A 10,112-nucleotide genomic window follows, 5' to 3' on the forward strand; every position below is an offset into this window, starting at 1 on the left:
CCGGCTCCAGCAGGTCCAGGCCGTCGAAGAAGCGGGCGACGTCCGCCTGGGAGCGGAACCGCACCGGCGTCCCGGCCGTGGTGTAGATGTCGGTGACCTTCTGCCAGGTGGGGGCGTCGAAGTCGGGCGTGCAGTGGCTCAGCGCCAGGGCGCTGCCCGAGGGCAGGACGTCCAGCAGGCGGCGCACGATGCCGTAGGGGTCCTGGGCGTCGGTGACGAAGTGCATCAGGGCGTTGAGGGACAGCGCGACCGGGCGGCTCAGGTCCAGGATCTCGGCCAGGGCGGGCGCGTTCAGCAGCGTCTGGGGGTCGTTGACGTCCGCCTCTATGTACGTCGTACGGCCCTCGGCGGAGCTGCGCATCAGGCGCTCGGCGTACTTGAGGACGAGGGGGTCGTTGTCGGCGTAGACCACCCGGGCGTCGGGGACCACGGACTGGGCCACCTGGTGCAGGTTGGGCTCGGTGGGGATGCCGGTGCCGATGTCCAGCCACTGGCGGATGCCGTGCTCACGCGCGAGGACGCGGGTGGCCCGGTGCATGAAGGCCCGGTTCTCGCGGGCGCACACGAAGATGGCGGGGTAGGCCTCGGCGACCCGCTCGGCCGCCTGCTTGTCGACCTCGAAGTGGTCCTTGCCGCCGAGGTAGTAGTCGTACATGCGGGCGGAGTGCGGCCTGCTGGTGTCTATGTCCCGCGCGGCCTGCGACTGGGTCATGCTGTGCCTCTCGTGGGGGGTGGTGGTGCGAGTCGGCTCGGTGGGGCTTCAGTGAGCCGTCAGATGGTCGGCGAGGCCCTGCTTGACCCCCGCGACGAACGCGGTGATCTCCTCGGGCGTGTAGATCAGCGCGGGACCGGCCGGATCCGTGGACTGCCGGACCGCCACGCGGCCGTCGGCGAGTTGCTTGGCCTCCACGCACTGCCCCCCGTTCGGACCGCTCCAGGGCCGTTCCCAGCCCTGCTCCCCCAGGTCCGACGCGGGCATCCCGTTGTAGACGGTGCCCTCGGCGATGGTCATGCGTACTCCTTCCGCATGCGGTTCAACAGCGCCTTGCTGTCCGCGGACGAGGTCTTCAGAGACAGCCGGTTGTGCGCCTCCAGATGAGCCACGACGTCGGCACGCTGGTCGAGGTAGACGGAGGCGGAGAGGATCTCGCTGTAGACGATGTCGGGCAGCTCACGCTCCTCGAACCGGAAGTAGGTGAACGGCGCGCACGCCCCGACGTGGGCGCCCGCGGCGAACGGGACGATGTCGACGCTGACGTGCTCCAGCTCGGACGCCTCCAGGAGCCGGTCGATCTGCTCCCGCATCACCTCGGGGCCGCCCACCACGCGGTGCAGTACGGCCTCCTCCATCACCACCCAGAGCGTGGGCGCGTCCTGCTTGGTGAGCAGGCCCTGGCGGCGCAGCCGCAGCTCCACGCGCCGCTGGAGGTCCTCCTCGTCGTCGTTCGGGAAGCCCCCGCCCAGCACGGCACCGGCGTACCCGGGCGTCTGGAGCAGGCCGGTGACGTACTGCGGCTCATAGGTGCGCACCGTTCTCGCGCCGGTCTCCAGGCTCACGTAGGCGGTGAACCAGGACGGCATCACATCGCGGTACGGGTGCCACCAGCCGGGCTCGTTGGCCCGCTCGGCCAGGGTGACGAACTCGTCGATCTCCTGCCGGCCGGCGCCGTAGGTCTCCAGCAGCTTCTCGACGTAGAGGATCCTCAGGCCGACCTCGGCCTTTTCCAGGCGGCGGATGGTCAGCGGTGTCACGCGCAGGGTCCTGGCCGCGTCGTCGAGCGAGAGGCCGGCGCTCTGCCGGGCTTCCTGGAGCCGACGGCCGAGGATCATGCGGAGAACGGTGGGTGCGCCGGCGCCGGTGCCTGATCGCGCGTCGTTCACGCCGTACCTCCTGAGGGGTCGTCACCGTCGCGAAGCCGGCCGGGACTTGATCGTTCTGCCGGGCAACCGAGCGGTGCGATGCGTTCCGTTTGAAATTATCAGGGAGATGGTTGCAGCGTGAACTGCTCTACGAGCATAGTTACTTGTGCAACCAGGGTGCCGGAGCCCCCCACTCCCCTTTTCCGGCCGGTCCGTTGTCCGCCTCGCCCCTTCCCACCCCCCACGGAAGGCGATCGCCGTGTCCCCCCACACGACTTCCACCCCCCGGTACCTGGACGCGGTGCGCCCGGGCCGCATCCACTGGCTGGAACTGCCGCCGCACCGGACCAGCGTCAGAAGCGCCCGTCATGCCATGCGCGCGCGGCTGGACTCGTGGCAGGTGCCCGACGAGGCGTGCGCGAACGCCGTCCTGCTCGTGTCCGAGCTGGTGACCAACGCCGTGCTGCACACGTTCAGTGAGCGGATCCTGTGCGGCGTCGGGCTGATGCCGGACGCGCGCTTCCGGCTCGAGGTGCACGACGGCGACCACACGGGCCGCGGCATACCCGACTGCCGCCCCGGCCTCGACGACGAGAACGGCCGCGGGCTCCTGCTCGTCCGCGAGATAGCCGACAGCTGGGGAATCGTCCGCTCACCCCTCACGGGCGGCAACGCGGTCTGGGCGAGCCTGGCGACGGCGTTATGACGCGATGCACTGCGTCCTGAATATTGAACCAACAACAGAGCTGGACATTTTGGTCATTTGATAGCACTAGTGGCTATTGTGGAGTAGATAACCGATAGCGACGCGCGCAGTTCAGGAGGTGCAACGACATGCGCACCTACGAGCGTCCGACGCTGACCGCGGTCGGCTCATTCCGCAAGACCGGTCTCGGCTTCAGGGCCGGACCGGAACGGTTCTGGTTCTTCCGGAGGAGGTTCTTCTGATCCGCCGGTTGTTCCACCGGCGCGAGATCTCCAGGTGGCGGTAGGGCATCAGTCCTGCCGCCCAGATCAGGAAAGCACCGGCATGGTCGATTCTCCTGATTCCGGCGAGGGGCCGGGCTGGTTGGTCGTCCTTCCGGACTGCGCTTCGGCGGCCCGGGTGGCTGCCTCGCTCCGCACCCGGAAGGTCCAGGCGGTAAGCCACCCATCGGGACGGCCGTGGCTGCTCGGCCGCTGGTCCACCGGTGCCCTGACCGTCGGTGAGGCGGGCCGGACGAAGATCGCAGTCGTCGGTGAACACGCCGTCACCACCGAGCGGCTCGATCACGCGGCCGGCCGCATCGACACCATCGCCGGCCTGGACGGTCTGGCCCGTGGTATGGCCGGGAGTTCCCATCTGATCGCGTCGGTCACCGGGCGGGTGCGTGTCCAGGGGAGCCTCACCGGCTTTCGCCGGGTGTTCCACGCCAGGATCGGTGACGCCACCGTGGCCGCGGACCGGGCCGACGTCCTGGCCGCCCTGCTCGACGCGGAGGTCGACGAGCAGCGGTTGGCGGCCCGCCTGCTGAATCCGTGCGCCCCCCACCCGCTGGCCGGCGAGCCGGTGTGGCGTGAGGTGAGCGCCGTGGGAATGGGCCACTACCTGGTGCTCGACGCCGACGGCCGGGGACGGCCCGTCGCGTGGTGGGCGCCTCCCGAGCCGGTGGTGCCGATGACCGAGGGCGCGCCGGCGTTGCGGCAGGCGCTCTCGACGGCGGTGGAGGTCCGCGTCCGGGGACGCGACGTGGTGAGCTGCGATCTGGGCGGCCTGGATTCGACCTCAGTGTGTGCTCTGGCCGCACGCGGCACGGCGAAGGTCATCGCCTACACCGCCGACGGCCTTGACCCCCTGTGCGACGACGTGACCTGGGCCCGCCGGACGGTCGCGGGACTGGGCGACGTCGGACACCACGTCATCGCCGGAGACCGCTTGCCTATGGTGTATGAGGGCCTTAAGGAGGTCGACGAGCGCTTCGACGAGCCGTGCCCGGCGATGATGCATCCCAGCCGCTGTCTGGTCATTCCACGCTTGGCCGCGGCACGGGGCTCCCGCATGCACCTGACGGGCTTCGGCGGCGACGAGTTGCTCGCCGGTTCACCCGCGCATCTGCACACGCTGATACGAACCCACCCCAGGACCGCGTGGCAGCGCCTGCGTGGCTTCGCCGCCCAGGGCCCGTGGCCGTATCGGGAAACACTCCGGCAGCTGTGGGACAACAGTTCCTACCGCGCGTGGCTCGCCCGAGCCGGCGAGCTGCTCACCGACGTACCGCCCCCCTTGGAGGCACCCGCGCTGGACTGGGGGACGCCACCGCGGCTCCCCCCGTGGGCGACACCGGACGCCGTCGAGGCCGTACGAGAGCTGATCCGCACCGCGGCGCGTACCGCCGAACCACTGGCCGAGAGGCGCGGACAGCACATCGAGCTGGAGGCCATGGGGAACAACGCCCGCATGGTCCGGCAGGTGGGGCAGCTGGCCACCCGCGCCGGCATCACCCTCGCCGCCCCCTACTACGACGATCGCGTGATCGAAGCGGGCCTGGCGGTACGGCCGCAGGACAGGATCACCCCCTGGCAGTACAAGCCGCTCATCGTCGAGGCGATGCGCGGCATCGTTCCCGACGAGAGCCTGACCCGTCACACCAAGGATGAGGGTTCGTACGAGGCGGAGGCCGGGATGCGGGAGCAGCGTGGCGAATTGCTGGCCCTGTGCGAGGACTCCCGGCTGGCCCGGTCGGGCTTGATCGACGCGGAGGTGTTGCGCGAGACGTGCAGTCGGCCGCTGCCCCCGACCCTGCCGTTCGACGCGCTGTACCAGACCGTCGTGTGCGAGATGTGGCTCCGCACGCTGGAGCTGGAGAGGGCCGATGGCATTCAAGCTGCGTGAGGGTGTGTTCACGGCAGAGACGGACTACGGAATCACGCTCCTCGACGAGGAACGCGACCAGTACTGGACGCTCAATCCCAGCGCCGCCCTCACCTTGCGGACCTTGCTGGACGGCGGTACCGAAGCCGATGCCGCGCAAAGGCTCACCGAGGAGTACGCAGTGGACATCGGCACCGCGCACCGGGACGTCCGGGAGCTGGTCGGCGAACTGCGTTCGGCGGGCCTGGGCCAGGACGACTCCGGCCGTGGGACGCACGGCCGATGGCCCCACGGACTCGGCCGACGGGCGGGGAGGAGGCGGCGATGACCTCACCGGAGGCGATCTTCCACGACCCGCGTTCGGTGCCTCTGCGGCGCCGGATCCCGGTCCGGCTCGCCGTAGGCGCCGCGCGGCTGCTGGCCCGCCGACGCCCACGGCGCATCAGGGCCGTGCTGGAGTGGCTGCGCCGGGGCGCCCGTCCGGCCACCCTCGAGCAGACCCGCGCCGCCCGGGACTCCGTGGTCGCGGTCAGTCTGGCGTGCGGAGGGCGGGAGGGGTGCCTGCCCCGGTCCCTGGCCACGATCCTGCTGTGCCGCCTGCACGGCCAGTGGCCGACTTGGTGCGTAGGCGCGCGGCGTCTGCCGCCCTTCGGTGCGCACGCCTGGGTGGAGGCGGAAGGGGTGCCGGTGGGAGAGAACCACCCGCCCGACTACTTCCGCCCCCTCTTCACCGTGCCCTGCGCTCCTGGTTCCGTCAGCCGCGAGGCCGTGGTCCATGAAGCCCGACGCGACGGATGAGACGGTGGAGCGGAGCCGGACCGCCCCGTGGGACTTTCTGCGCCTGCTGCACGGCCACCGGCGGTGGGTCGCCCTCGCCGTCCTGCTGACGCTCGGGGCCTCGGCTCTGAGCCTGGCCCAGCCGCTGCTGGTCAAGCGAGTGATCGAGTCGACCGCGTCCGGCACCGCGATCGGCCCCGCCCTGGCCCTGCTCGTCGTCCTCTTCCTCGCCCAGGCACTGGTGCAGGGCCTCGCCCAGTTCGTCCTGGCCCGCACGGGCGAAGGAATCGTCCTGGGCATCCGGCTCGGCCTGATCAAGCACGTGCTGCGGCTGCCCATGGCCGTCTACGACCGCCACCGCATCGGCGATCTGATCTCGCGCACCAGTACCGACAGCACGACCTTGCGGCTGCTCGTCGCGGAGGGCTTCACCGAAGCGATCACGGGTGCCATCGGGCTCATCGGCATCGTGGCGCTGATGATCTGGCTCGACTGGCTGATGTTCCTCGTCGTGCTGGGCATGGTGGCGATCGCCGCCGTGATCGTCGTCTCGGTGCTGCACGGCATCGAGGTGGCGTCGCTCTTCACGCAGCGGGCGACGGGCGCGATGACCGCTGATCTGGAGCGCGCGCTCGGTGCCATCCGCACCGTCCGGGCCAACCGCGCCGAGCAGCGCGAGACCGACCGCATCGCGGGTGGCGCCAGATCGGCCTACGTCGGAAGCGTGCGCATGGCGAAGCTGGACGCCGTAGTGGCACCGGCGATCCAGCTGGCCGTCAAGGGATCGTTCGTCGTCGTGCTGCTCATCGGCGGCGTGCGCGTCGCCGACCGGCAGGGGTCGATCGCCGACCTCGCCGCCTTTCTGCTGTACATGATCTACCTGGTGGAGCCGATCGGCATGCTCTTCCAGTCGCTCAGCACCATGGAGCAAGGCGTGGGGGCGTACCGCAGGGTCACGGAAGTGCTCGAGCTGCCCACGGAACAGGACGCCGTGTCAGCAGCGGGCGCTCCGGCGGCCGGAGCGGCAGGTGGCAGTAGCGGCCGGCCGCGAGCGCCCGCGCTGGAGTTCCGTGACGTGTGGTTCGGCTACGAACCGCGACGCCCCGTCCTGCGCGGCGTGACCTTCGAGGCGCCGAAGCACTCCCATGTCGCCCTGATCGGCAGCTCGGGAGTCGGAAAGTCCACCGTGTTCGCGCTGATCGAGCGGTTCTACGACCCGGACCGCGGCCACATCCTCTTCGGCGGCCGTGACATTCAGGAGACCGGCCGAGCCGAACACCGGGCCCGGGTCGGTCTGGTGGAACAGCATGCCCCGGTGCTGTACGGCACGCTGCGGGAGAACCTGACCTATGCCGTACCGGACGCCGGGCCGGAGGAGCTGGACCGGGTGGTCGAGCTGGCGCACCTCACGGACCTGATCGCCCGGCTGCCGCGCGGTCTGGACACCGACGCCGGGGAGCACGGCATGGCGCTCTCCGGTGGCGAGCGCCAACGGATCGCGATCGCCCGGGCTCTGCTGGCCCGGCCGCGCCTGCTCCTGCTGGACGAACCGACCGCCCACTTGGACGCGGTCAGCGAAGCGGCGCTGCGCAGGTCGATGCGGGAAACAGCGCGCGAGTGCACGCTGCTCGTGATCGCGCACCGCATGTCGACCATCCGCGCCGCGGACCTGATCGTCGTCCTCGACGCCGGCCAGGTCGTCGCCACGGGCAGCCACGGGGAGCTCCTCGACAGCAGTGAGCACTACAGGTCGCTCATCCGCGCCCAACAGACCGGGGATCTCCACGTGGCGCGCACGGCAGGCCTGAAGGGCGGAGCCGGATGACCGAGAAGCCGGCCCTCAGAACCCCAGCTTGCGCAACTGCCGGGGATCCCGCTGCCAGTCCTTGGCGACCTTCACATGGAGGTCCAGGAAGACCGGCGTGCCCAGCAGGGCCTCGATCTGTTTGCGGGACTTGATGCCGACCTCCTTCAGGCGCTTGCCCTTGGGGCCGATGATGATGCCCTTCTGGCTGGGGCGCTCGATGTAGACGAAGGCGTGGATGTCGAGGAGGGGCTTGTCGGCGGGGCGGTCCTCACGGGGCAGCATCTCCTCGACGACCACGGCGATGGAGTGCGGCAGCTCGTCGCGGACGCCCTCCAGCGCGGCCTCCCGGATCAGCTCCGCGATCATGACCTGCTCGGGCTCGTCGGTCAGGTCGCCCTCGGGGTAGAGCGCCGGGCCCTCCGGCAGCAGGGGGACGATCAGGTCGGCCAGCAGGTTCACCTGCTTGTCGCCGACCGCCGACACCGGGACGATCTCCGCCCACTCGAAGCCGAGCTCCTTGCCGAGCTGGTCGATCGCGATGAGCTGCTCGGCGAGCGTCTTGCTGTCCACCAGGTCGGTCTTCGTGACGATCGCGATCTTCGGCGTCTTCTTGATGGACGCCAGTTCCTTCGCGATGAAGCGGTCGCCGGGGCCGAGCTTCTCGTTCGCCGGCAGACAGAAGCCGATCACGTCCACCTCGGCCCACGTCGTGCGCACGACGTCGTTCAGCCGCTCGCCCAGCAGCGTGCGCGGCTTGTGCAGCCCCGGGGTGTCGACCAGGATCAACTGCGCGTCCGTGCGGTGCACGATGCCCCGCACGGTGTGCCGCGTCGTCTGCGGCTGGTTCGCCGTGATCGCCACCTTCTGGCCGACCAGAGCATTCGTGAGGGTGGACTTGCCCGCGTTGGGACGGCCCACGAAGCAGGCGAAGCCAGCCCTGTGGACAGCTTCGGCCGACTCTTCGGATGACTGGGTACGAACGCTCATGGCGCCCATTCTCCCTGATCCACAGAGCCCCGCCGCACAGGCGCCCGAACGCCGGCCGACGCGTGAGCTCCCGGAAACCCTCACGCAACGAAACGTCACGGAAACACACCCGTACGCAACCGGAAACGGACGTTGGTGAACCTCTGACGAGCCCCCGGAGCCCCACCCCGTTGGAGACACCGTGTCCTTGGCCGCCGCAAGCGCCGACACCGGCGACACCGCCTGGCTGCTCGCCGCCACCGCCCTCGTCCTGCTGATGACTCCCGGCCTGGCCCTCTTCTACGGCGGCATGGTCCGCACGAAGAGCGTGCTCAACATGCTGATGATGAGCTTCGTGTCGATCGCCCTGGTGACGGTGGTGTGGCTGGCGGCGGGGTTCTCCCTCACCTTCGGCGAGGACGCCGCGGGGGGTCTCATCGGCGGGCTCGACCACATCGGCATGAGCGGCCTCGGCCCGGACAGCGTCCAGGGGACCGTCCCCACCCTCCTCTTCGCCACCTTCCAGCTCACCTTCGCGATCATCACGGCCGCCCTGGTCAGCGGCGCGGTCGCCGACCGGGCGAAGTTCGGGGCCTGGCTGGTCTTCGTGCCGGTGTGGGCGCTGCTCGTATACGTTCCGGTCGCGCACTGGGTGTGGGGCCCCGGTGGCTGGATCCTGGAGAGGCTCGGCGCCCTCGACTTCGCCGGCGGCCTGCCCGTCGAGATCGTCTCCGGCGCCTCGGGGCTCGCGTTGTGCCTGGTCCTGGGCCCGCGCATGGGCTTCAAGAAGGACTCCATGCGCCCGCACAACCTGCCCATGGTGATGCTGGGCGCCGGCCTGCTCTGGTTCGGCTGGTTCGGCTTCAACGCCGGGTCCGCCCTCGGCGCCAACGGCCTCGCGGCCGCCGCGTTCCTCAACACCCTCGCCGCGGGCTGCACCGGCCTGCTCGGCTGGCTCTTCGTCGAGCAGAAGCGCGACGGCCACCCCACGACCCTGGGCGCGGCGTCCGGCGCGGTCGCCGGCCTGGTCGCCATCACCCCGTCCTGCGGCTCGGTCTCCCTGCTCGGCGCCCTGGTCGTCGGCCTCACCGCCGGTGCGGTCTGCTCCTACGCCGTGGGCTGGAAGTTCAAGCTGAACTACGACGACTCCCTCGACGTCGTCGGCGTCCACCTGGTCGGCGGTGTCATCGGCACGCTCCTCATCGGCGTCTTCGCCGTCGACTCGATGACCGGCGGCGCCGAGGGCCTCCTCTACGGCGGCGGCCTCGCCCAGCTCGGCAAGCAACTGCTGGCCGTGGTCGTGGTGGCGGTGTACGCGTTCGCCGTGACCTACGGCATCGGCAAGCTGATCGACGTCACCATGGGCTTCCGCGCGAGCGAGGAGCAGGAGCAGACCGGCCTGGACCTTACGGTGCACGCCGAGACGGCCTACGATCACGGGGTCCTGGGCCACGGCGCCCCGGTCTCCTCCTCCGTCGTCCCCCACGCCCAGAAGGTCACCCCCCAGGCATGAAGCTCATCACCGCGATCGTCAAGCCGTACCGCCTCGACGAGGTCAAGAACGCCCTGCAGGAACTCGGCGTGCACGGCCTGACCGTGAGCGAGGCCAGCGGCTACGGCCGGCAGCGCGGCCACACCGAGGTGTACCGCGGCGCCGAGTACCAGGTCGACCTGGTGCCGAAGGTCCGTATCGAGGTCGTCGTCGAGGACGCGGACGCCGAGGCCGTCATCGACGCGGTCGTGAGGGCCGCGCACACCGGCAAGATCGGCGACGGCAAGGTGTGGGCGCTGCCCGTCGACACCGTCGTGCGGGTACGGACGGGCGAGCGCGGCCCCGACGCACTCTGACAC

Annotated in this window: 12 protein-coding genes; 8 read left to right on the top strand and 4 right to left on the bottom strand. The window is 70.3% G+C overall.

Annotated features, from left to right (window positions below):
- From ACFTZL_RS33915 to ACFTZL_RS33925, 3 genes are all read right to left on the bottom strand, one after another.
- A partial coding sequence (locus ACFTZL_RS33915) for an SAM-dependent methyltransferase (RefSeq protein WP_382590815.1) occupies nt 1-712 on the bottom strand: 712 nt, incomplete at its 3' end.
- Between the two features lie 48 nt (nt 713-760).
- A complete protein-coding gene (locus ACFTZL_RS33920) occupies nt 761-1,012 on the bottom strand; it encodes a DUF397 domain-containing protein (RefSeq protein WP_189723446.1) in 252 nt (83 codons plus the stop codon).
- Entirely contained in the window at nt 1,009-1,881 is an 873-nt protein-coding gene (locus tag ACFTZL_RS33925; protein WP_382590818.1) for a helix-turn-helix domain-containing protein, read from the bottom strand. The genes ACFTZL_RS33920 and ACFTZL_RS33925 overlap by 4 nt, the downstream gene beginning before the upstream one ends.
- Before the next feature lie 238 nt (nt 1,882-2,119).
- Here ACFTZL_RS33925 and ACFTZL_RS33930 point away from each other — a divergent pair, with 238 nt between their 5' ends.
- From ACFTZL_RS33930 to ACFTZL_RS33955, 6 genes are all read left to right on the top strand, one after another.
- Nucleotides 2,120-2,566: an ATP-binding protein gene (locus tag ACFTZL_RS33930; protein WP_382590821.1), complete on the top strand. Its 447-nt coding sequence runs from the start codon at nt 2,120-2,122 to the stop codon at nt 2,564-2,566.
- A 128-nt stretch (nt 2,567-2,694) separates the two neighbouring features.
- On the top strand, nt 2,695-2,808 hold the full coding sequence (locus tag ACFTZL_RS33935; RefSeq protein ID WP_107092234.1) for a keywimysin-related RiPP: 114 nt from the start codon (nt 2,695-2,697) through the stop codon (nt 2,806-2,808).
- A gap of 82 nt (nt 2,809-2,890) precedes the next feature.
- Nucleotides 2,891-4,732, top strand: a complete 1,842-nt coding sequence (locus tag ACFTZL_RS33940; RefSeq protein ID WP_382590824.1) for a lasso peptide isopeptide bond-forming cyclase — start codon at nt 2,891-2,893, stop codon at nt 4,730-4,732.
- Nucleotides 4,713-5,039 (top strand): lasso peptide biosynthesis PqqD family chaperone, encoded by a 327-nt coding sequence (locus ACFTZL_RS33945; protein WP_382590827.1) that lies wholly within the window; start codon nt 4,713-4,715, stop codon nt 5,037-5,039. Before ACFTZL_RS33940 ends, ACFTZL_RS33945 begins: the two co-directional genes overlap by 20 nt.
- Nucleotides 5,036-5,509 carry a lasso peptide biosynthesis B2 protein gene (locus ACFTZL_RS33950; protein WP_382590830.1) on the top strand — a complete coding sequence of 158 codons (474 nt, stop codon included), beginning with the start codon at nt 5,036-5,038 and terminating at the stop codon, nt 5,507-5,509. The genes ACFTZL_RS33945 and ACFTZL_RS33950 overlap by 4 nt, the downstream gene beginning before the upstream one ends.
- On the top strand, nt 5,487-7,313 hold the full coding sequence (locus ACFTZL_RS33955; protein WP_382590833.1) for an ABC transporter ATP-binding protein: 1,827 nt from the start codon (nt 5,487-5,489) through the stop codon (nt 7,311-7,313). The genes ACFTZL_RS33950 and ACFTZL_RS33955 overlap by 23 nt, the downstream gene beginning before the upstream one ends.
- A gap of 15 nt (nt 7,314-7,328) precedes the next feature.
- On the opposite strand, the gene era is transcribed toward ACFTZL_RS33955, so the two are convergent.
- Nucleotides 7,329-8,291 (bottom strand): GTPase Era, encoded by a 963-nt coding sequence (gene era / locus ACFTZL_RS33960; protein ID WP_382590836.1) that lies wholly within the window; start codon nt 8,289-8,291, stop codon nt 7,329-7,331.
- Between the two features lie 172 nt (nt 8,292-8,463).
- Between era and ACFTZL_RS33965 the strand changes: the two genes are divergently transcribed.
- Together ACFTZL_RS33965 and ACFTZL_RS33970 are read left to right on the top strand one after the other, a co-directional pair.
- Nucleotides 8,464-9,774, top strand: a complete 1,311-nt coding sequence (locus tag ACFTZL_RS33965) for an ammonium transporter (RefSeq protein WP_382590839.1) — start codon at nt 8,464-8,466, stop codon at nt 9,772-9,774.
- A complete protein-coding gene (locus tag ACFTZL_RS33970) occupies nt 9,771-10,109 on the top strand; it encodes a P-II family nitrogen regulator (RefSeq protein WP_114252339.1) in 339 nt (112 codons plus the stop codon). The genes ACFTZL_RS33965 and ACFTZL_RS33970 overlap by 4 nt, the downstream gene beginning before the upstream one ends.
- Nucleotides 10,110-10,112: the final 3 nt, after the last annotated feature.

The sequence above is a fragment of the Streptomyces sp. NPDC056948 genome, from assembly GCF_042674225.1.
GTDB lineage: Bacteria > Actinomycetota > Actinomycetes > Streptomycetales > Streptomycetaceae > Streptomyces > Streptomyces purpurascens.

Excerpts from the sequence above, each read along its gene's own strand:
- ACFTZL_RS33935 (WP_107092234.1), top strand. The coding sequence starts at position 2,695 with ATGCGCACCTACGAGCGTCCGACGCTGACCGCGGTCGGCTCATTCCGC.
- era (WP_382590836.1), bottom strand. The coding sequence starts at position 8,291 with ATGGGCGCCATGAGCGTTCGTACCCAGTCATCCGAAGAGTCGGCCGAA.
- ACFTZL_RS33955 (WP_382590833.1), top strand. The coding sequence starts at position 5,487 with ATGAAGCCCGACGCGACGGATGAGACGGTGGAGCGGAGCCGGACCGCC.
- ACFTZL_RS33950 (WP_382590830.1), top strand. The coding sequence starts at position 5,036 with ATGACCTCACCGGAGGCGATCTTCCACGACCCGCGTTCGGTGCCTCTG.
- ACFTZL_RS33920 (WP_189723446.1), bottom strand. The coding sequence starts at position 1,012 with ATGACCATCGCCGAGGGCACCGTCTACAACGGGATGCCCGCGTCGGAC.
- ACFTZL_RS33945 (WP_382590827.1), top strand. The coding sequence starts at position 4,713 with ATGGCATTCAAGCTGCGTGAGGGTGTGTTCACGGCAGAGACGGACTAC.
- ACFTZL_RS33970 (WP_114252339.1), top strand. The coding sequence starts at position 9,771 with ATGAAGCTCATCACCGCGATCGTCAAGCCGTACCGCCTCGACGAGGTC.
- ACFTZL_RS33940 (WP_382590824.1), top strand. The coding sequence starts at position 2,891 with ATGGTCGATTCTCCTGATTCCGGCGAGGGGCCGGGCTGGTTGGTCGTC.